The 19,809-nt window shown below is 66.5% G+C and carries 32 protein-coding genes, 1 tRNA gene and 1 pseudogene; 2 read left to right on the forward strand and 32 right to left on the reverse strand.

What is annotated here, in order from left to right; all coding sequences use genetic code 11:
* Positions 1-5 precede the first annotated feature (5 nt).
* The 29 genes from ACJEIK_RS26280 to ACJEIK_RS26420 form a co-directional block, all read right to left on the reverse strand.
* Complete coding sequence (locus tag ACJEIK_RS26280; RefSeq protein WP_409430546.1) at positions 6-428, reverse strand: hypothetical protein; 423 nt, start codon at positions 426-428, stop codon at positions 6-8.
* Positions 428-727 (reverse strand): hypothetical protein, encoded by a 300-nt coding sequence (locus tag ACJEIK_RS26285; RefSeq protein ID WP_409430547.1) that lies wholly within the window; start codon positions 725-727, stop codon positions 428-430. Before ACJEIK_RS26285 ends, ACJEIK_RS26280 begins: the two co-directional genes overlap by 1 nt.
* Complete coding sequence (locus ACJEIK_RS26290) at positions 727-1,071, reverse strand: hypothetical protein (protein WP_409430548.1); 345 nt, start codon at positions 1,069-1,071, stop codon at positions 727-729. Before ACJEIK_RS26290 ends, ACJEIK_RS26285 begins: the two co-directional genes overlap by 1 nt.
* On the reverse strand, positions 1,064-1,555 hold the full coding sequence (locus ACJEIK_RS26295; RefSeq protein ID WP_409430549.1) for a hypothetical protein: 492 nt from the start codon (positions 1,553-1,555) through the stop codon (positions 1,064-1,066). Before ACJEIK_RS26295 ends, ACJEIK_RS26290 begins: the two co-directional genes overlap by 8 nt.
* Positions 1,552-1,713, reverse strand: coding sequence for a hypothetical protein (locus ACJEIK_RS26300; protein ID WP_409430550.1), 162 nt, complete (start codon positions 1,711-1,713; stop codon positions 1,552-1,554). Before ACJEIK_RS26300 ends, ACJEIK_RS26295 begins: the two co-directional genes overlap by 4 nt.
* Before the next feature lie 2 nt (positions 1,714-1,715).
* The gene (locus ACJEIK_RS26305) at positions 1,716-2,636 is read right to left on the reverse strand and encodes a hypothetical protein (RefSeq protein ID WP_409430551.1); all 921 of its coding nucleotides are present in this window, start codon (positions 2,634-2,636) and stop codon (positions 1,716-1,718) included.
* A gap of 16 nt (positions 2,637-2,652) precedes the next feature.
* Positions 2,653-3,210, reverse strand: coding sequence for a hypothetical protein (locus ACJEIK_RS26310; protein ID WP_409430552.1), 558 nt, complete (start codon positions 3,208-3,210; stop codon positions 2,653-2,655).
* A gap of 169 nt (positions 3,211-3,379) precedes the next feature.
* On the reverse strand, positions 3,380-3,562 hold the full coding sequence (locus tag ACJEIK_RS26315; protein ID WP_409430553.1) for a hypothetical protein: 183 nt from the start codon (positions 3,560-3,562) through the stop codon (positions 3,380-3,382).
* Positions 3,559-4,905 carry an ADP-ribosyltransferase gene (locus ACJEIK_RS26320; protein ID WP_409430554.1) on the reverse strand — a complete coding sequence of 449 codons (1,347 nt, stop codon included), beginning with the start codon at positions 4,903-4,905 and terminating at the stop codon, positions 3,559-3,561. Before ACJEIK_RS26320 ends, ACJEIK_RS26315 begins: the two co-directional genes overlap by 4 nt.
* Complete coding sequence (locus tag ACJEIK_RS26325; RefSeq protein WP_409430555.1) at positions 4,883-6,358, reverse strand: phage portal protein; 1,476 nt, start codon at positions 6,356-6,358, stop codon at positions 4,883-4,885. Before ACJEIK_RS26325 ends, ACJEIK_RS26320 begins: the two co-directional genes overlap by 23 nt.
* Positions 6,355-7,809: a terminase large subunit domain-containing protein gene (locus ACJEIK_RS26330; RefSeq protein ID WP_409430556.1), complete on the reverse strand. Its 1,455-nt coding sequence runs from the start codon at positions 7,807-7,809 to the stop codon at positions 6,355-6,357. The genes ACJEIK_RS26325 and ACJEIK_RS26330 overlap by 4 nt, the downstream gene beginning before the upstream one ends.
* A complete protein-coding gene (locus ACJEIK_RS26335) occupies positions 7,793-8,176 on the reverse strand; it encodes a hypothetical protein (RefSeq protein ID WP_409430557.1) in 384 nt (127 codons plus the stop codon). Before ACJEIK_RS26335 ends, ACJEIK_RS26330 begins: the two co-directional genes overlap by 17 nt.
* An 18-nt stretch (positions 8,177-8,194) precedes the next feature.
* Positions 8,195-8,623, reverse strand: coding sequence for a hypothetical protein (locus tag ACJEIK_RS26340; RefSeq protein ID WP_409430558.1), 429 nt, complete (start codon positions 8,621-8,623; stop codon positions 8,195-8,197).
* A gap of 34 nt (positions 8,624-8,657) precedes the next feature.
* On the reverse strand, positions 8,658-9,005 hold the full coding sequence (locus tag ACJEIK_RS26345) for an HNH endonuclease (RefSeq protein WP_409430559.1): 348 nt from the start codon (positions 9,003-9,005) through the stop codon (positions 8,658-8,660).
* Positions 9,006-9,725: 720 nt separating this feature from the next.
* Positions 9,726-10,382, reverse strand: coding sequence for a hypothetical protein (locus tag ACJEIK_RS26350; RefSeq protein WP_409430560.1), 657 nt, complete (start codon positions 10,380-10,382; stop codon positions 9,726-9,728).
* Positions 10,379-10,675, reverse strand: a complete 297-nt coding sequence (locus ACJEIK_RS26355) for a hypothetical protein (RefSeq protein ID WP_409430561.1) — start codon at positions 10,673-10,675, stop codon at positions 10,379-10,381. Before ACJEIK_RS26355 ends, ACJEIK_RS26350 begins: the two co-directional genes overlap by 4 nt.
* Before the next feature lie 210 nt (positions 10,676-10,885).
* Positions 10,886-11,659: a hypothetical protein gene (locus ACJEIK_RS26360; RefSeq protein WP_409430562.1), complete on the reverse strand. Its 774-nt coding sequence runs from the start codon at positions 11,657-11,659 to the stop codon at positions 10,886-10,888.
* 250 nt (positions 11,660-11,909) lie between these two features.
* On the reverse strand, positions 11,910-12,269 hold the full coding sequence (locus tag ACJEIK_RS26365; RefSeq protein WP_409430563.1) for a hypothetical protein: 360 nt from the start codon (positions 12,267-12,269) through the stop codon (positions 11,910-11,912).
* Complete coding sequence (locus ACJEIK_RS26370; RefSeq protein ID WP_409430564.1) at positions 12,262-12,594, reverse strand: hypothetical protein; 333 nt, start codon at positions 12,592-12,594, stop codon at positions 12,262-12,264. Before ACJEIK_RS26370 ends, ACJEIK_RS26365 begins: the two co-directional genes overlap by 8 nt.
* Positions 12,595-12,912 carry a hypothetical protein gene (locus tag ACJEIK_RS26375; protein WP_409430565.1) on the reverse strand — a complete coding sequence of 106 codons (318 nt, stop codon included), beginning with the start codon at positions 12,910-12,912 and terminating at the stop codon, positions 12,595-12,597.
* A complete protein-coding gene (locus ACJEIK_RS26380; RefSeq protein WP_409430566.1) occupies positions 12,909-13,172 on the reverse strand; it encodes a hypothetical protein in 264 nt (87 codons plus the stop codon). Before ACJEIK_RS26380 ends, ACJEIK_RS26375 begins: the two co-directional genes overlap by 4 nt.
* The gene (locus tag ACJEIK_RS26385) at positions 13,169-13,768 is read right to left on the reverse strand and encodes a 3'-5' exoribonuclease domain-containing protein (RefSeq protein ID WP_409430567.1); all 600 of its coding nucleotides are present in this window, start codon (positions 13,766-13,768) and stop codon (positions 13,169-13,171) included. Before ACJEIK_RS26385 ends, ACJEIK_RS26380 begins: the two co-directional genes overlap by 4 nt.
* The gene (locus tag ACJEIK_RS26390) at positions 13,765-13,959 is read right to left on the reverse strand and encodes a hypothetical protein (RefSeq protein WP_409430568.1); all 195 of its coding nucleotides are present in this window, start codon (positions 13,957-13,959) and stop codon (positions 13,765-13,767) included. Before ACJEIK_RS26390 ends, ACJEIK_RS26385 begins: the two co-directional genes overlap by 4 nt.
* Positions 13,956-14,285: a hypothetical protein gene (locus ACJEIK_RS26395; protein ID WP_409430569.1), complete on the reverse strand. Its 330-nt coding sequence runs from the start codon at positions 14,283-14,285 to the stop codon at positions 13,956-13,958. Before ACJEIK_RS26395 ends, ACJEIK_RS26390 begins: the two co-directional genes overlap by 4 nt.
* A gap of 240 nt (positions 14,286-14,525) precedes the next feature.
* Entirely contained in the window at positions 14,526-14,873 is a 348-nt protein-coding gene (locus ACJEIK_RS26400) for a hypothetical protein (protein ID WP_409430570.1), read from the reverse strand.
* A gap of 118 nt (positions 14,874-14,991) precedes the next feature.
* The gene (locus tag ACJEIK_RS26405; protein WP_409430571.1) at positions 14,992-15,240 is read right to left on the reverse strand and encodes a hypothetical protein; all 249 of its coding nucleotides are present in this window, start codon (positions 15,238-15,240) and stop codon (positions 14,992-14,994) included.
* Entirely contained in the window at positions 15,230-15,652 is a 423-nt protein-coding gene (locus tag ACJEIK_RS26410; protein ID WP_409430572.1) for a hypothetical protein, read from the reverse strand. Before ACJEIK_RS26410 ends, ACJEIK_RS26405 begins: the two co-directional genes overlap by 11 nt.
* The gene (locus ACJEIK_RS26415) at positions 15,649-15,978 is read right to left on the reverse strand and encodes a hypothetical protein (protein WP_409430573.1); all 330 of its coding nucleotides are present in this window, start codon (positions 15,976-15,978) and stop codon (positions 15,649-15,651) included. Before ACJEIK_RS26415 ends, ACJEIK_RS26410 begins: the two co-directional genes overlap by 4 nt.
* Positions 15,975-17,123: a hypothetical protein gene (locus tag ACJEIK_RS26420; RefSeq protein WP_409430574.1), complete on the reverse strand. Its 1,149-nt coding sequence runs from the start codon at positions 17,121-17,123 to the stop codon at positions 15,975-15,977. The genes ACJEIK_RS26415 and ACJEIK_RS26420 overlap by 4 nt, the downstream gene beginning before the upstream one ends.
* A gap of 335 nt (positions 17,124-17,458) precedes the next feature.
* Between ACJEIK_RS26420 and ACJEIK_RS26425 the strand changes: the two genes are divergently transcribed.
* Positions 17,459-17,818, forward strand: coding sequence for a hypothetical protein (locus ACJEIK_RS26425; protein ID WP_409430575.1), 360 nt, complete (start codon positions 17,459-17,461; stop codon positions 17,816-17,818).
* Between the two features lie 14 nt (positions 17,819-17,832).
* On the opposite strand, the gene ACJEIK_RS26430 is transcribed toward ACJEIK_RS26425, so the two are convergent.
* Entirely contained in the window at positions 17,833-18,024 is a 192-nt protein-coding gene (locus tag ACJEIK_RS26430) for a helix-turn-helix domain-containing protein (RefSeq protein WP_409430576.1), read from the reverse strand.
* 162 nt (positions 18,025-18,186) lie between these two features.
* On the opposite strand from ACJEIK_RS26430, the pseudogene ACJEIK_RS26435 reads away from it, so the two are divergent.
* Positions 18,187-18,288 (forward strand): annotated as a pseudogene (locus ACJEIK_RS26435) (helix-turn-helix domain-containing protein); the annotation flags it as partial.
* A 103-nt stretch (positions 18,289-18,391) separates the two neighbouring features.
* Here the strand turns inward: ACJEIK_RS26435 and ACJEIK_RS26440 are convergent.
* Positions 18,392-18,464: transfer RNA gene (locus ACJEIK_RS26440), tRNA-Thr, on the reverse strand.
* 57 nt (positions 18,465-18,521) lie between these two features.
* The gene (locus ACJEIK_RS26445) at positions 18,522-19,754 is read right to left on the reverse strand and encodes a DNA polymerase III subunit delta' (protein ID WP_061000169.1); all 1,233 of its coding nucleotides are present in this window, start codon (positions 19,752-19,754) and stop codon (positions 18,522-18,524) included.
* Between the last annotated feature and the right edge of the window lie 55 nt (positions 19,755-19,809).

Here is a 19,809-nt window from a genome sequence, read left to right on the forward strand (position 1 = left end):
GGGTGTTACACGGTCAGGACAGTGGATTGCACTGTCCAGGTGACCGTTACCTGCTGCCGGTGTGCGTCCGGCATGTCAGGGTCTTGTGAGGGGAACGGGCCGTGGATTTCGCACGGCTCGGTCACTGGTTGTTCGCCGTCGATGAGCATGTCGGGTGCGGCGCGCCACACCATGGCGAGCTGGCGGGCCAGCTGCGCGCAGCGGACGTCGTCGGCCAGGTCGTAGATCTCGCCGATGACTTGGCCCCACATGGTGCGCCGGCAGATTTCCGCTCCGGGGAGTGGCACGAGGTGGATGAACTGCTGAGGCATCTTGGCCGGCATCCTGGTGCCGATGGCGATGCCGGTGACCCCGAGTTCGGCGAGGCCTTGGAGTGCCGCCTTTCGGGCGACCACTGCGAGGTCGGGGAATTCGACGTAGTCGGTCATCACCGGTACCTCGCGGCCAGGCCGAGGCTGCTGCCGGAGGCGAGTACCTTTTGCAGGGCATGGGTTTTCGCCTCGTGGGCAGCGGCGCGTGCCGTGGTGGTATGCACGCGGTATCGGGCCCGGTGCTCGTCGGTGCCGTTCTCGATGGCGTAGTACGTCTCGGTGGCGGGCGGTGACGTCGTCGAGGGCACCGTGTTGGCCGCCGCTGCCAGTACCGCGGATGGACGCGCCACGAGCTCGTGAGCGCCGGGCGAGGTGAGCAGTTCGTCGAAGCCGTCTTCATTCCAGTCGATTCGCATCAGCTCACTCGTTTCAGTGCGATCACGAGCCGTCCGGGGGCGTACCCGAACGGTCCGTGGTTGTAGTCGCCTGGTAACCCGTCGACCTCGAATCGATCGTCGCCGAAAGTGAAGCGGTCCCGATGATCCACCGACAGCGCCGCATCGACGACTAGGACGCGATCGGCGATGACGGTGTCGCCGCCGGTCGGACCTTGCAGCGGTTCGGTCGAGCTGGGGTCCCACCAGAAGCAATCCGCGGCAACGGGGTCGGCCCAGTCGGGCGTGGCGTTTCCGTGGTCGTTCTCATCGCCTTCCCGGTAAGCCGCATGGCCGCAGGAGAATGGCAGCGGAACCTCAGCCACAGGTGTTCTCCCACAACGGGCTTCCGGCGATGTCAGCTCCGCACGAGCAGAAGTTCGCCCCGAGGTTGATCGAGCAGACGTCCGCGTGGGAGCCCCGGCCGCCGCCGGCGGTGTCATACGACCACGCCTTGCCCTGGGCGTTGTTGTCGCGGCACATCTCTTCGAGTTCTTCGATCTCGGAGGGCGTGAACAGGCCGCGCCGTCGGACGGTGGTGTCCACGGTCTGTTGGAACGGTCCGGCGACGTTCTGAGTGACGGCTCCCGTGCCGGCGTCATTCCAGCGCAGGATCGCTTCGATAATCACGGCCTTGGCGGCTTCGGTGTGCTGGAAGTCAGCCTTCGCGATGCAGGGTGCTTTAAGCACGGCCCGGGCCAGTGCACCGGTGATCATCGACTTCGCCTTGTCCTCGGCGATCGTGGCGTACGGGGCCAGATCGTCCGGGGTGATCGTTACGGGGCCGGTGACCGGCTCGGGTGTGGTCATGCCGTCTGCCCACCATCCTTGCCGGGGCCACGCTTGGTTGCCCGGTCGCGCCGGGCAGAAGCCGGCCGCGCATCGGCGGGGGTGAGCCCGCCCATGCGTTCCGCCTTCTGCTCCGGCACGTCCACGACCACACCGGTGTCGGTGCGGTATTTGGGCATGGTTAGTCTGCCGTCTCGTCGACGATCTTGGCGAACGCGTTGAGGTCAGCGATGCCCCATCCGTAGACGACCTCGGCGCGGAATGCGACCTCGTTGTTGCGCTTGAGGTCGCCCTGGCCGTCGGGGTCGCCGTACTCGATCATCTCCAGGCCGATGGCCCGCTGGATACCCCAGCGGATCGCCGAGAAGTCGCCGACGAATCCCTTGACCTTGGTGTCGGCTGCGGCGATGCCGACAGCGCCGACGGTGTCGGACACCGAGGAGTTGTGGTTCTCCAGACGGCCGGCCGGGGCGGTGGCGTAGGTCAGATCGGGGTACATCTTGGGGCCGATCTGCTCGCCGGTGGCCACGGGCAGGCGCTGCTTGCCGAACACTGCGGCGAACACAGGGTCGAGGGCGACGTCCTTCGGGTTGAACCGGTCGGCGAGGACCAGCTCGTCGGCCGCGTCGAGCTGCAGCTGCGGCGCGATGGTGCTGACAAATTCCACCTTGTTGGTCGTCTGCGACAGGTACTCGGCCATCGCAGGGATCGCGGCGCCGCCGGTGGGGTTGATGCCGTGGTACACACCGAAGTCCAGTGCGCGCGAGAGTGCCGGCTGAATTTGCGTGAGGATCTGTTCGATCGCGTTCAGCTGCTCGTCTTCGTCGGCCCACTTGACCTCTTCGGTCCAGCGCACCGTCTTGTGGAACTTGTACGGCGCGGTCTTCTTGACCGTCGGGGTGATGGTCGACGGGCCCTTGTTGGTGCCCTCTCCGACGTACTCAGCTTCACCGATGGTGAAGCTCATGAACTGGCCCTTGCCGAACTTCATCGGCTCAGATGCGGACAGGGTGGCGATGGTGGAGCCGAACTTCACCTTGCCCAGCCACGGGTCGAGGATTTCATTGGGCAGTTCGAGCTGCGAGGTTGTCAAAACGCTCATGGTTGCTGTGCCTCCGTTATTCGTTGTTGCCGAACAGGTTTCGCGTGAACTCGCGCATGTTGCTGTTGCCGGCTTGGTTGGTGGTGGTGCCCTTGCCTTCGTTGGACACGATGTGCCGCTTGTCTGGACGCTTGCCCGAGCGTGCGAGCAGTCGATCGACCTGCTTGAGTAGCAGATCGGGATCAGTGGCGGTGAGGAACAGCTCGGCGTCTTCGGCATCGATCTTGTGCAGGTCGATGAGGTGTGCCTTGAGTGCCTCGGACGTCTTCGCCGGGACGGTGGCCGCTTCAGCTTCGGCCGCGGCGAGCCGGTCTGCTGCCTTTTGGGCGTCCGTCTTCTGCGATTCCTTCAGCTGCTCAAGCTCTTTGGCTGCCGCGGCGTTGGACTTGGCGCGCTTCTCCTGCTCGCGTGCCTTGTCGCGCCAGAACTCGACCGTTTCGGTCGACTTGCCGTCGCCATCGACCTGGTTGTTCTGGTCGTCCGTTGCGGAGTTCCCAGCACCACCGGTGCCATTGCCGTCGCCTGCGCCGCCGGCGTTGCCGCCATCGCCGCCGTTGCCAACACTTCCAGACATGCGTATCTCTCCCGTTCCGGGTTGATCCCCGTCCGCTGCGGCCGGGGAGGGGGTGATCCCCGACCGTTGCGGCGGGGAAAATCGGGGTACGAAAAAACCCCGCAACCGATGGGTTACGGGGTTTTCGTTGGGACGGTGGGGCTAAATCGCCCAACCTTGGGCGATTTGCTTAGCTCGCCGCTGAATCGGTGAATCGCCAGATGTCGGCGTCGGTGAGGCCGGCCTCACGCTCGGCGTCCTGCAGGGGCAGGCGGTAGCCGTAGTCCTGCAGGTAGAACGCTCGGGCCTCCGCGATCCGTGCGAGATCGGTGACGACCTCGGTTCCGAGCGTGCCGTTATCGAGTGCGCTCATCGTGTCCCCACCTCCCGTTTAATCAGCATCGTGGCGCGCCACATTCCTAGCTGTTCATCGTACGCCGGATTGACGATGGTGTACTCCAGCCCGCGTCCCAGGAGGACCTCGCCCTGCCCGGGAAACTTCGAGACGTCTTCGATCGCGGCGGCCGGAGTGCCGGCCGGTGCCATGACCGTCAACCGCACTGGCGTCTTGTAATCCTTGGTCGTCCCACCGCCGGAATGACGAGTGGTCGATATGTAGCCATGTTCGATTCGCTGGACTCCGGCGATCTTGGCCAGGTCGTCGCCCCGGGTGATACCGAACGCGTCGACGTCCACGGTTCGGGTCAGCGCTGTGAACCCGGGCAGCGGATTGGCGCCCAGGACGGCATCGAGGTCTTTGATGCGGGCTGCCGTCCACGGGTCCGGTTTGGCGTTGTCACGGCGCAGCCAGCCGTTGATGCGCTCGTGGTCTTTGCCGGTATAGCCGATGACTGACTGTCGGTAGCGGCCGGTGAGACCGGAAATGTGAGCACGGCTCTGCTTGAGCCACTTCGGGTCCGGCCCGGATGGCTGGCCGAGGCCGCCCCGCATCGGTGGGATCGGTGGGATCGGTGGGGTCCCGGCGCGGCCGGAGGTCTTCGACGAGTCCGCCCTGTTCTGTGCCGGGCGACTGCCGACCGGTGCGCGCCGGCCGCCGGCTGCCTTATCCATGGCGTTCGCGATCTGTGCGGGTGCGCGGGCACCGTCGCCGCGGGCCTGGTTGTAGTCGTCGAGCCATTGCGCGACGTACGGTGCCGGCACGTAAAGGCCGTCGCGGTCGGGCACCGCCAGGCAGTGGCAGCCGTCGTGGGCCTTCTGCGCGAGTTCCTGGGAGCGGTAGACGGCACCGCGGGTGGCCAGCATGCGGCAGAAGCCGCAGGCGTTGGCCGAGGCGTGGCGCGCCCACCGGATGCCTTCACGAGCGGCGTTGGCCACCACGGTGTCTCGCGACGCGGTGAACACGGCGCGAGTGCCGGTGCGCCGCAACTGTGTCAGCGGGTTGGCTTGCAGCATGGCCCACCGCGCCGAGATGGCGAGCTGGTCGATCGGGGCCAGCTCGGCGGGCTCGGCGATGAACGGTGCCGCCCCGGTCGCCAGCGGTGCCGCCGGCTGTTCGTCGTACCAGGTGGTCGTCAGGGTCGACGCGCCGGCCAGGTACGGGGTGATCAGCTGGGGATAAGCATCGGTGACGAACGACAGCAGTTCGCGCTGATCGAGCCGGCCAACGGCGACGCCGAGCTTGTCGATCTGCTGGCCGAGGTCATTGGAGAGCCCCGTCAACAGGTCCTGGAATTCAGGAACCGCTACTGGCGGCACTCGCCGAATCCTGTTGCAACGCTTGCGCTGTCGCGCCGCTCGGCGGTGGCGGCGGTGTCGCAGAGGTGAGTCGGTCGAGCAGAGTCGTCGACTGGCCTTGACGTTTCTCCGCGAGCGCGGCCTTGATCTGCTGCTCATTGAGACCGAGCAGCTCCAGCCCGACTCGAGTGTCACCGAGCCACGGGACCGCCGAGAGCTGCTTGAGACCGGCATCGGCCTGGGCGGCACGGGACAGGTAGCCCGGGTGGCGGAACTTGGTGTCCATGGTGCGCCATGACTCGGGCGCCTCGCTCAGTCCGTTCTGGATGGCCAAGGCGCGCATCATGGACCGCCGGAACGGCACCGACCAATCGTCGGTCGCGCCTTCGGCTTCGGCGATCAGCTGCTTTTCGGCGTTGTCTGAGCCGTCGGCGGTGGTGGTGTTGACCGCGGCCTGCACACCCAGCGCCGAGACGGGGAGATTAGTTTCCCCGGCGAAGTCGTTGGCGGCCTGCTTGAGCAGTTCGGTGTGCGGCGTCGGGGAGGACTGCTGGAATTGCTTGACGTCCGCCCGTTCGTTGCCTTCGGTGGCCTCGTCGTCGTCGCGGATGCCCTTGATGCGGCCCATCATGGCTTTCCACGTCGGCAGCGGATTGTCGTTGTCGTCGGTGAAGACGTCTTTCGGGTCGGCGCCGAGCATCCACAGCTCGGGGAAGCTGAACAGGTCGGCGTGGCCCTCCATCCGAAGCACCACGCGCAGTGCGCGGTCGTGGATGGACATAACGGGCCGGGAGATGCGCGAGTATCCGAACGGGCGGCCAACCCGCGGCTTGTACACCACGGCCTCGGCTGGCACGCGCCACGGGTGCTCTTTCCACTCGACTTGCCAGCGGCCCGCATCCTTCTGCGCGATCAGGGTTTTGCCGTCGAGGTAGAGGTTGAACTCGGTCGGGCTGCCGTCGTCGTCCCGCTTTATGACCGACAGCAGGTTGTCCAGGCGCCGGGTGCGGCCGTTCCAGTCGCCCGTGGCGCTCATCGCGTCTTTGACGTGGATCAGCGACTTCGGTTCGTCCGCGTCGCCCATGGTGTTGATCAGGAACGCGGGCCCGTGGATGAGCGACGAGATCATGCCGCTGGACGATTCGGCGCCGAAGAAATTGTCGTCCCAGACCTCGGTGTAGCCGAGGGACTTGAGATCCCCGTCGGGCCAGACGAATCCGTCGAGGTTGCAGCGCCGGGCCAGAACGTCGACGGCCTTGGCAGGCCAACCCAGTACCAGGCCGAGCTTGAAATACGAATCGGGGATGATCCCGGAGCCGAACCGCCGCACGAAATGCTTGCCGTCATAGCGGCAGGCGCGCAGGTAGTTCCGGCGCGTGCGCGCCGCGAGCTCGGCGACCAGGTGATTGATCAGGTCGTTGGTGTCACTGTCGACGCCAGGTAGACGCAGAGTCCGTTGTTCCGCAGCGGTCATAGAACGCCCCCTCTCCTTCCCCGTCGTCTGGATTCTGTTGCGGGCCGGTGTGTTTCGGTTCCCGCAAGCAATGCAAGCGCCATGCCCACGATCGGATGAATGATGCTGTCTGGGTCGCGGCGGTCGAATCCCCAGCCGCCGGCGTCGCCGATCTTGCGTTTGCGGACATCGCGCAGCGCCTTGTCGACCGGGTCCTGGCCGCCGTGGCTCAGTTGTCGTGCCAACGCACGAGATTCGAACCGCTGGCAGGCCTTGACCATGTCGCGGGTGGTGCCGCGCCGGACGTTGACGCGGCGGGCGATCAGGTCCGGGATCATCTGCGCGGCTGGGGACAGGTCATCGATGAGCACTTCGATCCGGCGGCCGGCGGCCTTCGCGATGAACTCGATGCACGCCGTGATGTCCGTGCCGGCCCAGATCAGCTCCAGGTGGGCGGTGTCGCCGTCGCCGCCGCCGAACCAGCACGCGTTGACGGCAATGTCGCCGCCGTGGCTCATGTCGACACTGAGGCCGTTCGGTGCGACGTGATGATCCGGTCCGTCGGCGAGCAGGGTGCCCCAGAATCCCTGGGTCAGGATCGGTTTGTCGACGATGACTTCGTCCCAGATACCGAGCGCTTCGCGGCACCACGCGTGGATGTTCTTGAGCTTCTTGCGCAGCCGCATCAGCGCGCGCCACGAGGTTCGGTGCGGGAACGACGGATTCGCTTCGGCGATGTACTCGGGGTTCATCGGGTCGTTGCGCGCTTTTTCAGGCGCGGAGAACTCGATGTAGCAGGTGTCATCGACCTCGCCGTCGATGGCTTCCTGGCGCATCGCGGCGAACACTTCCCCGTTGTCCTGGGGGCGCGGCGGGGTGCCCATCATGAAGAACAGCGGGTTGTCGACGGTGTTCTGGGTGGCCGCCATGTCTTCCATGAAGGCCTCGGTGAGGATCTGCGCTTCGTCAGCGACGATCACTCCAACATTGGGAATTCCTCGGCCGAACCCAGTCTCTCTGGCTCCCAACAAGATTCGCGACCCGTTGGAGAACACGATCTGCTCAGAACCACGAGCGCGGTGCACATTCTCGATGTACGGAGACACCCGCGGCATCACCGCCATGCCGGCCAGCGACTCGAACGTCTCAACGGCCGTGGTCTTGCGGTGCGCAGTCCACACCACCGTCAAGTTCGGCCTGATCAGACACAGCGCGAAGACGATGCAGGCGACCAGGAATGTCTTTCCGCATTGTCGCGGGATCGAAATGACGATGGTGTCGGCGGCGTAGTGGCCGCTGGCGTCTTTGGCCAGGATCAGCCAGCCGGCCCCGGCCTGCCACCGGTCGAATCGCCAGCCCAGGTTGCGGCACGTGTTGCGGACCTGCGGCCACCCGGTAGAGGCGACGCCGGCGGGAACGACTACATGACGGGCGACCTCGTGCAGTGGCCGTTGGTCAGTAACCGGGGCCATCCCAAGTGCCGTCCCATGGTTGGTCCGGAGCGTCGTCGACGATCGAGTCCGGGTCGTCGCCGGCCGCGCGGCGCAGCACGGCGATCTTCTCCGACAAGGCGGTCAGCTGCTGGTGCGCCCGAATGCGGTCCGGGGCCTTGCCGTGCTCGGCGATATCCGCGAGGGACCGCTGCTGGGCCAGCAGGATCGTGAGCAGGTCGCCGCCGCTGTCGAGCGCTTCACTGAGCGACTGCGGCGACTCGATCGACGGCGATTCGCTCGACTGCTCCGGTTGAGTGAACGACGACGTCGGATCGGTCTGCTCGGAAGAACCGACGACGGTCAGGTTGGGGCGATCCTCCGACGTCGGTGTGCGTCTGCGGGCCACTGCCACCACGCAACCCGGTCAGGCCAGCGCCGCAGCGCCCGCAGTGCCGCCAGACAGGGTCTGGCCGGTGCCAGCGGACGGGGCAGGCGGGTCAACGTCGGCCAGCTTGAGCCGTGCCAGCATGCCTTCGAGCGCAAGCCGATCCTTGCGCTGCTCGGCCCGTTCGGCGCGGACCACCCCGAGCAGAGGATTCGGCCGGCGGTTGTAGCCCTGCGACCCTGCGACGGTCAGGGTTCCACCGATCGACGCGGCCAGCTCGGCGATGAGCTTGTCGCGGGCAGCGATCTCGTCGGCCAGGCGGGCGGCGTCCTCCAGGACGCGCCGCTCGTCGGGACGCAGCGAGTACTCGGCGGTTACCGAGGTCCACAGGTGCTCACCGGGGCCTCCGGTGATCAGGCCGTCCGGAGCGGGCGCCTGATCGGGTGTCGTGGCGACAGCGTGCAACATTCGCGGGGCCTCCTTCCGGCCTTGTGCGGCTTGGCTATTCCCACCAGCAACGCGCGGTCACGAAGGCGACCCCGGCCTGGTGGGCGATCTTGTCGGACTTGTCACGGTTGCAGGCCCGGTGCGCGGCCTGCTTGTTCCACAGCTCGTCCTCGCCGCCGTGATTGAACGGGACGACGTGGTCAACGACGAACTCCCGCGGGTCCAGGTACGGGAGCGTGTAGTCGATCGGCTCGCCGCAGATGCCGCATGGCGGGTGCCGCAGGTTGCAGACGTGGTGCTCGCTGCCGCAGGCCGGGTGCCCGCTGGCGATCATGCGCCGGTGGCGGTCGCGCTGCGTGGTGTTGCGCTGGCGGCCCGCGCCCCTTCGCGAAGTCCGTGCCATCCTGGTACTCCAATCGGCCCTGTACGCCGTTCTGCGGCACCGAACCCGGCCCGCCGCCTTGACCTTCAGCAGATCGCCCGATCGACCGCGCCAAAAAAAGTGAATCGATCGCGGATCGCCGAGGACGATTTCCGGACTAGGGGGGGCGGTTGCCTATGCCCTGAGGGGCGGCGGCGCGGCCCCTCGGGTCGACCCGCCCTGGGGGTGCCGGGGCGATCCCTCGCAGCCCTGACCCGGCTTCCGCCCTGGGCTTGAAAGGGTGGCGGGCGGATTCGGATGAGCAGTAGCGCGGGCTTTGAGTGCAACCCTTTGGCGCCAGCCCCTCTGGCGGACCTGTTATCGGCTCACGGCCTTGCGCTTCGGCCAGGCGGGTTACGGTAGCTCGTCGCGCCTACCCGGTTTTGGGCATGGCTCACCGACGCGGGTCAGAGTGCCCGTTCGACGACGATTGGTCAAGCACCACCGCGCCGGCGCGGCGTGTCGTTCAGTAGCCGGTGGTCGATGTCGCGGGACGCGGATCGTCGCGGTGTGGACGCTGGCACAACCAGCCGCGTGCGGTGTGAATCCAGCCGCGACCGCCACTAGTCCAGTCCCTCAGCTCGGTGACGGCAGCATCGGCCACGAGTGCGGTAGGTGCGGTGACCACATCGCGACCAGGGCAACGCTGACCTCCGCGTGTGTAGCCATCGCAGGTGTATTCGTATTGGCGCAGTTCACGTTTCATTGGAGTACTCCTTCGGGTCGTTCGCAGCCCAGCTCGGTGGCCAGCTCCATGTACTGATTGGGAGCCCAGTAGTGGCCGCAGTTGGCGCAGTCGGCCCCGTACTGGGCGACGATGCGCAGCGCCGGTGTGCGGACGTGTTCGCCTGCGCTGTCTTGGTGGTAGACGGTGTCGACTCCGCAGGCCGGGCAAGCGACGTTGCGCCAACGCCCGTCTTCGTCTCTGTCGCGCAGGTGCTTCGTGTGTTCCTCGTTGAGCAGGATGACGATGTCGTCGCACCAGGATTCGATGATGGTGGCCAGGCGCCGCACCTGGCGCACTTGGTGGACGCTCCAAGATTTGTTGGCCAAGGCCTGGAGCTGCTGAGCGACAGTGCCGGCCCTGCCGGTCGGCCAGACGCCAACCATCAGGTCAATGTTGGAGAGCATGTCTTCGGCTTCGACCCACATCGGCGGGCGCGATCGTGCGACGCCTCGGCTGGCCAAGCCTCGGTAGCTGTCGACGCCGTCAGCGAGCTGGCGGTACAGGCTCGGCTCGACGTTGTAGGTGTTGTTCAGGTATTGCTCCGTGGGCTTTGTCAGTCGATCGACCGCGCGGCGCAGCTCGGCCACAGAGTCGAGGAACGTGACGACCCGGTCAGCAGCGGCACTGCTCATCCCTGGATACCTCCGAGCAGTTCGGCGATGGTGGCGTCGTCGTAGTTCGCACCGTGCACCGCTGACGTTGCGTAGCGCTGGATTTCGGTGTTGAGAGCTGCATTGGCGACCACGAATCGCTGAAGGCAGCAGACCTCGTGAATCGCGAAACTGATGTCCGCCAGCAGCGCGCCCTGGACCTGCGCGAGAGCGTAAGCCGTTGCTGCATCGGCGAATTCGGTGAGTGCCCTGTCGATGCTGGGAACTCCGGTGCTGACGAACGGGAAGTCGGGCACTAAGCCGAGGGTGGTCACTGGCTGGTCTCCTTGGTTCGTGGTTGGCAGGGTGTGATTCGTTCGGTGCCGTCTGGCCGTCGGCAGTACTGGTGTGGCGCGGCTCCGCATTGGGTGCAGGTGCGGCGCAGGGCTCCCGTGGCGATGTAGGCGGCGTGGACGGGACCCCTTGCGGGCCTTCGGCAGCCGCGACCGGTTCGGTAGTCGACCGGCTCGTCGTCCAGGTCCTGGCTAGCCATGTCCGACCGCCGGCGGAAGCCGATCGGGTGGCTGGTGGCTGCATGGACTCAGGTCATCGAGTCGACCAAAGTCGTCGCAGTCCGGGCAGGCCGCGATCACCCGCCGGCGCTCACGTCGTCGTTCTTCCTCGGCCAGTTCGATCGCGGCGTCATGCTCGGCCTGCGCAGCCATCCACGCCTTGCGGTGCGTGCGGGCGTTGCCGCAGTCACCGCACGAACCGCGATAGCCGTGAGGATGCTTGTCGCAGAACGGCGATGGAGGATCGATGGTGTGTGCACCGGGGACCAGCTCTGGTGACGTACCCGAGTTACGTAACACCCCAGGGTTATGGTGATAGGTCTCTGGTGGGAGGAACGTACGTTCCGGTAGAACCTGCACAGCCGTTCCGGTAGAACGAGTTTCAACAGGAACCGTGGTTCCGGTTGAAGAGTTGTTCACAGGAACGTGCGTTCCGGTAGAACGAGTTTCAACAGGAACGGCTGTTCCGGTAGAACCGGGCTCGATACCCACGATGGACCCCGGCGCGACCAGTCGGTAAACCGCGGCCTTGTGCGCCTTCGGGTTTGCTCGCTGCGTCTGCTGGATCAGGCCGAGGGCCTTCCCACGGTCCAGGGCCATGCGGATCGCGCGGGTGGTCATGCCACACAGCTCTGAGAGCTGAATCTCCCCCGGGAAGGCATTCGTACCGTCGGACCAATCCGCGTACGTCTCCAGGGCAAACAGGACGGTCTTTTGGGCCGCTGTGAGTTCCGACTGGAGCACCATGCGTGCCCACCGTCTGCGTTGGTCGTACGTAAGCATCAGGCCTCCTTTCGCGGGAAGTAGCAGTCGAAGTCACAGGACAGAGGGCACCGATACGGACAGGAACCGTCTGGCCGCATCGGCAGGCCCTTGTGGGGCGCGCAGAGTGCCGTCACGGTTCACCCGGACCGGTAGTCGGCAGTAGCTGCACGGGGCGTATGGGTCCAGCGGAGAGAACGCGTAGGGCGTCTCTTCACCGGAGCCGGGGCAGCGCTTAGCCATCGTGTGGCCCGTTGTCGTCGTCCCAGCCCATTGCCGCTCGCACAGCGGCCATCCCGCGCACGGCCGCCGGCCGGTGATCGATGTGGTCGCAGATGGTGCGATTCGGCGTGTAGCCGTCGCCGTCGCACAGCTGGCAGTTGGCGATGCGCAGCGCGTTACGGCGTGCGTCGGCTTGAGTGGTGACGGTGCGCCTGTGTGCCCTAACAGCATTGGACTGCTCGCGCGTGAGCGGTGCGTGCGCGGTCCGGGTCTCGTTGAGCCGTTCGCGCTGCTGGCGTGCGCGGTCGGCAGCAGCAGCGTTCTCGCGTGCCCGCCGACGGGAATCGAAGTCGACAACCGGTTCGTCAGCCATCAGCGGCCGGTATCGGGTAGAGGTCACGGCCGTGACGCCATCCGATCAGCCGCCGCCGCTTGTGCTCGACAGCTGCGGATGTCTTCGGTTCCCACTCGTGGATGTCGTCGTCGCCGATGCCTTCGTCCCACCAGGCCGCATTGATCTGGTCGCAATAGAGGTGCAGGAACGCGCGGCAATGAGCGCAGCGCTTCCACGTGTATCGGCCGTCGTCGTCAATCACGAACGAGCGCAGGTACTTTTCGCCCGGGTTGATGGCGCGGCCGCAGTCGTCGCAGGTGTGGTGCGTGCGTGCTGTCGGCTCGGTGTGGACAGCCCAGCCCATTCAGGCCTCCAACGCGGTGAGGGACTCGGCCAGCTGCCGGCGGACCTCCGCGTGCCCCTGCCAACGCCAGTAGTCGGCACGGTTGTCAGGCGGGCAGTTCTGCAGCGCCGCGATGAACTGTGGTCGTTCGGCGATACACCGGTGCATGACGTCGTTCTGGGCTTGCAGCCGTTCGATTTCGGCGACCAGCTCCGGCACCAGATCGGCCAGAATCTCCCGCAATTCATGGCGCATGATGCCGCAGTGATCGCCACCGCACTCAGGACACGGCGCCGGAGCTAGCGCGGCCTTGGCCCGTTCGATCAGGTCGTCGCTCACGAGGCGGACACCGCCCCGCCGCCATGCTGGTCCATGAAGCTGGCGATAATCCCCTGCACGTCAATCTCATGCGGGTGTGCCGACGGGCCGCCGCCGAGAAACAAGCCGTAGAGGCAGTCGTCGCAGCACTTAAGCGCGGTCTGGCCGTCGACCAGCCCGGGGACGCCCGCCGGTTTGCCGTCGAGTTCGGCGGGCGGCAGAACGCCCTTGTTCCGGCAGCACAGACACCCCGCACCGGGCTTGGGGCGCTCTGCGCTCACGATGCGCCCCCGTGCCGGCGGGCCGCGTGGAGTACTTCGAGGTTCCAGCGTGCGTCGGCCAGCGCGTTGTGCTGGTCGCCGGCCTGCTTCGGCATCGTGAATCCGCGCAGCGGCTCGATGAGTTGCATGAGGTCGTGCGTGAACATCGGCATGAGGTTCGGGTGGTCGATCATTCGGCCCCAGAGCTGCGCCAGGGCGACGTGGTCGTAGGCGCCGTAGTAGGCCCACAGCTGTGGGAGGTCCTCGCTGGCGTAGAACGGTTCGCCGTCGCGCTGGCCCATGGGCTTGATGCCGCCCACGATGAATTCGCGAACTTCGTTGGCGATCACCCATTTTGGCTTCACGGCGGCGGCGTGAAGGTCTAGGCGGGTGTCGCCGAAGCGGCCACGGATCGGGTCGTCCCAGTCCGTTTTCGTGGTCGGCAGATGAGGTACGACGTTCGCCCACAGCCAGTCGTCGTTGCAGATCCGCGCGAAGTCGCAGTCGACGTTGACGGCGTAGTACTCGCGGCCGTCCTCGCACACGATGCCGATCGAGATCAGATCGATGGTGTGGCCGTCCTCGATGAATTCGGTGTCGTAGCAGTAGATGGTCAACGTTTGGCTTTCTGCTTGTCGGTCCAGGTGATTTCGATGACGAACGGTGGTGGCGGCGGCAGCTGCGCGGCCTTCCAGTTGTCGTGGCAGCTGTAGCAGCGCGGCATGCCGGCGGCCGGGTGTCCGCCGCAGTCGATGCACTGGCGAGGGTCGGCCAGGTAGCGCGCGGTCTGCTCAGCTGTCGACGTCATGGCGATCGGCCGTACATCGCATGCAACTGCGCGGCGATCCGGTGGTCCGCGTCGTCTATCCGGCGGATCGCGGCGACGATGTGGCGGGCGTGGTGCAGGCGTGTCGGGCCGGTGAAGTTGCATCCGCCGCAACGGATTACCGGATCGGTGTACCGGTCGGGCAGGTCCGCGTCGACCCAGTGATGCGCGATCAGTTCGGCGATCCGCTCGTCGCGGACGGCCCGGTCGTTGGCGGCCTGGACGAGGCGACGGGAGCCGAACCGGATCAGCAGCCCGAAGATGAGCACCAGGGCGATGCCCACGCCGAACACAGCACGGTCGGTCACTGGCTGATTCCCGCGTGAATCATGGCGATTTCGAACGCCAGAGGCACAACGACAGCCGGATCGGCGTCCACCACTGCGACCGCAGCCCGCACAAGCGGGGACACCTGTTGGTCGACCGACGACGCTTGGGTATCGCTCACAAGACCACCGCCGCGTACACGATTCCGGGCACGTACACGACAGCCAGGAGCGAGCCCAGCAGAGCCACGGCACCGCCGAGGCCTTCGAGGAACGCGCGCATCAGCCGATGCCCCCGCACATCGCAGGCGCGGCCGGTTCCGGTGTCGGCGTGCCGTTCGGCAGGATGCAGCGCGGCCCCTGCCAGTACCCGAGGACACGGAAGTAGTTAAGGCGAGCACCCGACGGAAACGCGATGCCCTCGCAGTAGGAGCCGAAGCCACTGCCAGCGCCGCCGCCGAGGCACCAATTCAGAGTCGGGATCGGGATACGCGGGTCGAGCTGCGCGTCAGCGCGGTCGGCGTAGGCGATGCCAGTTCCCGCGAGGACCGCCCCGGCCGCGACGCTGAGCAGGATGCGCCGCGCCGTTCGCTGGCGGACGGTTGCCCGTCGTAGGCTGATTGCTGACATTTCGAGTCCTTTCATTGGTGACCTCGTTGTGTCGGTGCCGTCCCGGCGCAATCGGGGCGGCATCTTCATGTGGTGGGTGACCGGTGCCCCAACCCCAGGGCGCCGGCCGTTCCGGCGGCTATCCGCCGGAAGACATCTGTTCAGCGATGCGGCGGCAGCGGTACTCGATCTCGCCGCACGCCTTCCAGTACTCGAGTGCGTGCACAATGGCCGCGACGTCTCGGTGGCTGAGGTCATTGGTCGACTTGATGGCGCGCCACGTGACGAACGATGCGACCGACAACCGGTCCTCACGTGCCTGCACCCCGCCCTCTCGGAACAGGGCGAACGCACGACGTACGAGCGCAGAGGGCGCGTCAGGAGCCACCGCAGCCACTCTTTCGACGCCCGATCTCGTCGAGCACTACCGCGGAATCCAGGGCGTGCAGGTAGCGGCGATGCTGCTCGCAGCGCAGCTGCGCAAGTTCCAAGGTGGTGCAGCTCGGCAACTGGCAGTCACATGCGGAACACGTTGTGTAGAACCATGTTCGGTCCATCTGCTCGATTCGGTGCCAGCGTGTCGTGCCAGGCTCCGGGGCGATCCAGACTCCACGAACTTCGGTGAACACCAACGGATCACGCTCATCCGGTGGTATCGGAATCCAGACTCCGTGGTCGAGTAGGTCCAACGCACCCATGAATGCCAAGTCCCCTGCGAGCCGGACCCCGGCGCGGACATTGATGCTGACACCGGCGTGCACCAAGTCCAGCAACGTCGCCAACGCCGCCGGAGCCATCACTGGACGGCCTTGTCGTCGGTCCACGAGACGATGCCGGACAGGTGGTCACCCTCGTGGCCGGCATCCTTAGTGCAGGCGTAGAGAGCTTTCGAGCAGCAACCGACATGCAGACTGGCGCAACGCGTCTCAGCGGCGCGGCGCGCTTCATCAGCTGAGGCCGCGCCGGTCAGCCAGTCGGCCTCCGCATCCGACCAGGTGATGCCCGCACAGGTGTGGGCGCCGACGTGGCCACGCGCTCGCATGCATCGGAACTGCTTGCCGCTGCGAGGCTCGGTGTACCCGGCGAAGCACGGACGGTAGTTCTGCGTCGATGTCGGCTCGGTCATGAGTCAGCCCCCAGGGTGTCGATGAATACCTCGCCCGGGTGCTTGATGTGCTCGATAGTGAGCTGGCAGTTGGCAACCGCAGCTTCGAGCACATTGATCAGTTCCGGACCGAGCTTTTTGCGCTGCGCGTTGTTGGCGTCGTTGAACAGGCGCTCGATGCGCCGGATCGCGCGCTGCAGATCGAGGCCAGCGTTCTGCGCCTGAAGAGCCAGAGGTTGCCGATTCTTCTGCGACACAGGGGGATTCGGTGCAGGCGGCACCGGGTCGGCTGGCGCACCCGGCGCGGATTCTTTGTGGCGTCGGGACAGGGCAGCTACTTCGTGGTCGAAGCGCTCTCGGACTTCGGGCCGCAGCCGACCGAGCATCGCGATCTGGCGCGGGCTCAGGTCGACGTTCGGATTGGAAGCGTGTGAGGCGGTGAGGTCTAGTGCTACGCACCACATCTGGCCGAAGTACTTGCCGCCGTAAGCCCATTCGCCGGTGTCGAGCTGGGCGAGGTAGTGACGGCTGATGCCATGGTTGTTGCCCATCAGGAACTCATTGGGCTCCCAGCCGCCGCAGGCTGGGCAGACACGGACGGTGATCTCGGTGTCCACGTTGTAGATGCCGGCAGCCTTGGCCGCAGCGGCGTCTACCGTTTGGGTTCGCACCAGCTCGTCATAGGCGGCGTTCCGGGCGGCGGTGAGGTCAGCCTGGCCCGGGTTAGCGAGGGCCTTGGCCTCCGTGATCGTCGTTTCGGAGGTGATCGAACCGTCAGCGATCCCCGACTCGATCTCTTCGGCCGGCAGGCGCGAGAGTTCGGCGAGCGCGACGATGGAGCTGGGCAAATCGCCCAAGGTTGGGCGATTTGAGATCGCCGGGTTAGCCGCGATGGACATCAGTCGTTTGGCTGCCGATTGGCTGATGCCGATTTGCTTGAGCATCGGTAGCCACTCGCCGTGCCGCACATCGGCTTTCGCGCGGGCCAGATGCTGGCCGGCCGCGACGATCCCCTGCACCGCAGAGTTCAGGTCGGCCTTGATGACCTCCGCCCATTCGTCGGCGGTGCGCACCAGCTCGGCGTCGACAACCGCATCGCCACCGATGCGGGCCGCGACTGTGTCGGCAGAGTGCAGGAGCGCCCGGACGCCGCTGCGGTCAGGCACCACGGGAACGTCTGCGAGTCGCGCCGCGATCGCGCCCCGGGCCTTCACGCGAACCCCTGAACGGCAGGCGGCGGCGTCGGGCCACCCCGGTCCTTCTCGATGGCCGCGCGGATGCGGTCGGCTCCGGTCATCTGCCGCTGCGCGCCTGCCGGTGGCCGAGGAGGTGAGGCCGGGGCCGGAGCAGTGGCCCCGGCCTCACCTGTGGTGTCCGATGGCGCCAGGGGGGCCGTCGCCTGTCCGACACCGCTCTTACGCTGCAACCACCGTGACGCGGTAAGGATCGCGCCGGTTACATAACGGGTAGCCGCCCGTGCAACGTAAGGAGTCTTTCGATCGTGGAAAACAATGAAGTCGTCATCGCGCCGCACCTGACGATCGCCGTCGCCGCCGTCAACCGATTGGGCAGCGGATTCAGCACCAACCAGGTCCTGGTCGCTGGGCTTGCTGAACTTGAACGGTTCGTTCGGACCAACCCAGATGACGCGCCGTTCATCGACGCCGGCCCGCTGGAGCCGTATCCGGTGACGAAGTTCGTCGTTAACCAGCTGGAGAAGATGGCAAGCGACACGCGCGGCCAGGTTTCCTATGGCGTGGCGGCGATTCGGGGCCTTGGTCCGATTGTCGCTGCGGTCAAGTCCCTGGAAGTACAGCTCCAGCAGCTCGGCAGTCGAGTCGCGCAGTTGGAGCAGCGCTGACCCAGCGCCCCTTCTCATTCCGAGGCCTCGATCGCTGCGGCAGCGTCTTCGGGGCGAATGCGGTACCGGCCGCCAGGCGTCCGGATCGACTTCACGCGCCCATCCGCCAAGTAACGATGGACCGTGCGCAGCGACACCCGCCATCTCTCAGCAAGCTGAGCAGGTTTCAGTAGTTCGTCATCGTTGGATACTTGACGCTCCGTCATGGTTGGGCACGCTATACCGGAGCGTCATGTTTCGACAATTGCGACACGCCATATGGCAAGAATGTCGTTATTTGGCGTACTGTGGCGGTTATGACGATCACTTTGGACAGCCCCAGCGGGCGCACAGTGAATGAGCTGGTGGGCGAGCTAGTCCATGGCGCGATGTGGCGGCGGAAGCTTTCTCAGACTGAATTCGCTAAGCAGCTGGGGATCACCCAGTCGGCGTTGTCGCGAAAACTGCACGGCAACCGGCCCTTCGATATCGAAGAGCTGTTGCTGATCGCAGTGATTCTCGAGCTGCCGATCACTGCGCTGATCCCGAAGATGGAAAACCCCCGCCCGGACGGACCGGACGGGGGTTCTTCGGAGCCACCCAGGGGAATCGAACCCCTGACCTATTCATTACGAGTGAATTGCTCTACCGACTGAGCTAGGGTGGCGCGCCCCACCGAGGCGGGGCGGGACGAGTCTACGGGACGGACTCGCAGCGTCCAAAGTCAGTTCCGTTGTCCGGCGCGCAGGGCCTGACCCATGGTCGCCACCATGGCGTCGACCGCGAACTTCGGCTTGACGTTGGTGGCCAGCGCCTCGCGGCAGGCCAGCACCGCCTCGATGCACCGCAGCAGCTGGTCGGCGGGCACGTGGGCGGCCATCGCGGCGGCCTTGTCGGCCATGTCCGGATGGTTGGCCGACGCAGCGCCCGAGGCGCCCGACGACACCAGCAGCGCATCGCGGAAATAGGTGGCCAGGTCGATCAGCGCCCGGTCCAGCGCGTCCCGCGAGGCCCGGGTCTGCCGCGACTTCTGCCGCTTCTCCAAGTCCTTCAGCGCGCCCGCGGCGCCCCGCAGCGCCCCCGCCGCACCCTTGCCCGTGCCACCGGCGCCCAGCGCCGTCTTGAGCTCCTCGGTCTCGGTCTCGTTGCGGCCGGCCGTCAGGGCCACCGCTTCGGCCTCGGCCGAGGCGACGAGCTCCTCGACGGCGGCATACGCCCGCGTCGGCGTCGCCGCGTCCCGGGCCAGGCCCAGGGCCCGCTCCCGGCGCGACCGCGCCTGCTCGTCGGTGGCGAGCCGGCGGGCCCGGCCGACGTGTCCTCCGCTGACCGACGCCGCCCAGCGCGCGTCGGCCTCGGACAGTCCGTCGTTCTCGACCAGGACCTGCGCGATGGCGTCGACGCGCGGCGTCGTCAGCGCGACGTGCCGGCACCGCGAGCGCAGCGTCACCGCGATGTCCTCGGGGTCGACCGACGGCGCGCACAGCAGGAACACCGTCGACGGCGGCGGTTCCTCGACGACCTTCAGCAGCGCGTTGGCGGCGCCCTCGGTGAGCCGGTCGGCGTCTTCGACGACGACGATCTGCCAGCGGCCGGTGCCGGGCCGGCGGGACGCGGTCTGCACGATGGCGCGCATCTCGTCGACACCGATGGACAGCCCCTCGGGAATCACGCGCCGCACATCGGCGTGAGTGCCCGCCATGGTGGTCGTACAGGCGCGGCAGGACCCGCAGCCCGGACCGCCCTCAGTGGCCTCCGCAGTGCACTGCAGCGCCGCAGCAAAGCACACCGCGGCGATGGACCGGCCCGAACCGGGCGGCCCCGTGATCAACCACGCATGCGTCATGCTGCCGGTTGTGAGCCCGCTGTGAGCCGAATCACCCCGGGCCGCCCGCGCGGCGGCCACCAACTCGGCTTCCACGGCATCCTGGCCGACCAAACGCGAGAAAACTCCGCTCATCGCGCCCCACAGTAACCGTCGCGTGCGACACGAACCTGCGCGCAGCGGCAATATC

The sequence above is a fragment of the Mycobacterium sp. SMC-16 genome (genome assembly GCF_046250085.1).
Classification (GTDB): domain Bacteria; phylum Actinomycetota; class Actinomycetes; order Mycobacteriales; family Mycobacteriaceae; genus Mycobacterium; species Mycobacterium phocaicum.

Bases quoted from the DNA above. Each gene is read 5' to 3' on its own strand.
- ACJEIK_RS26280 (WP_409430546.1), bottom strand. From the start codon at position 428: ATGACCGACTACGTCGAATTCCCCGACCTCGCAGTGGTCGCCCGAAAG.
- ACJEIK_RS26330 (WP_409430556.1), bottom strand. From the start codon at position 7,809: ATGGCCCCGGTTACTGACCAACGGCCACTGCACGAGGTCGCCCGTCAT.
- ACJEIK_RS26415 (WP_409430573.1), bottom strand. From the start codon at position 15,978: ATGACCGAGCCGACATCGACGCAGAACTACCGTCCGTGCTTCGCCGGG.
- ACJEIK_RS26350 (WP_409430560.1), bottom strand. From the start codon at position 10,382: ATGAGCAGTGCCGCTGCTGACCGGGTCGTCACGTTCCTCGACTCTGTG.
- ACJEIK_RS26430 (WP_409430576.1), bottom strand. From the start codon at position 18,024: ATGACGGAGCGTCAAGTATCCAACGATGACGAACTACTGAAACCTGCT.
- ACJEIK_RS26295 (WP_409430549.1), bottom strand. From the start codon at position 1,555: ATGACCACACCCGAGCCGGTCACCGGCCCCGTAACGATCACCCCGGAC.
- ACJEIK_RS26285 (WP_409430547.1), bottom strand. From the start codon at position 727: ATGCGAATCGACTGGAATGAAGACGGCTTCGACGAACTGCTCACCTCG.
- ACJEIK_RS26345 (WP_409430559.1), bottom strand. From the start codon at position 9,005: ATGGCACGGACTTCGCGAAGGGGCGCGGGCCGCCAGCGCAACACCACG.
- ACJEIK_RS26445 (WP_061000169.1), bottom strand. From the start codon at position 19,754: ATGAGCGGAGTTTTCTCGCGTTTGGTCGGCCAGGATGCCGTGGAAGCC.
- ACJEIK_RS26315 (WP_409430553.1), bottom strand. From the start codon at position 3,562: ATGAGCGCACTCGATAACGGCACGCTCGGAACCGAGGTCGTCACCGAT.
- ACJEIK_RS26400 (WP_409430570.1), bottom strand. From the start codon at position 14,873: ATGTCAGCAATCAGCCTACGACGGGCAACCGTCCGCCAGCGAACGGCG.
- ACJEIK_RS26360 (WP_409430562.1), bottom strand. From the start codon at position 11,659: ATGGTGCTCCAGTCGGAACTCACAGCGGCCCAAAAGACCGTCCTGTTT.
- ACJEIK_RS26305 (WP_409430551.1), bottom strand. From the start codon at position 2,636: ATGAGCGTTTTGACAACCTCGCAGCTCGAACTGCCCAATGAAATCCTC.
- ACJEIK_RS26390 (WP_409430568.1), bottom strand. From the start codon at position 13,959: ATGACGTCGACAGCTGAGCAGACCGCGCGCTACCTGGCCGACCCTCGC.
- ACJEIK_RS26370 (WP_409430564.1), bottom strand. From the start codon at position 12,594: ATGGGCTGGGCTGTCCACACCGAGCCGACAGCACGCACGCACCACACC.
- ACJEIK_RS26340 (WP_409430558.1), bottom strand. From the start codon at position 8,623: ATGTTGCACGCTGTCGCCACGACACCCGATCAGGCGCCCGCTCCGGAC.
- ACJEIK_RS26310 (WP_409430552.1), bottom strand. From the start codon at position 3,210: ATGTCTGGAAGTGTTGGCAACGGCGGCGATGGCGGCAACGCCGGCGGC.
- ACJEIK_RS26365 (WP_409430563.1), bottom strand. From the start codon at position 12,269: ATGGCTGACGAACCGGTTGTCGACTTCGATTCCCGTCGGCGGGCACGC.
- ACJEIK_RS26325 (WP_409430555.1), bottom strand. From the start codon at position 6,358: ATGACCGCTGCGGAACAACGGACTCTGCGTCTACCTGGCGTCGACAGT.
- ACJEIK_RS26300 (WP_409430550.1), bottom strand. From the start codon at position 1,713: ATGCCCAAATACCGCACCGACACCGGTGTGGTCGTGGACGTGCCGGAG.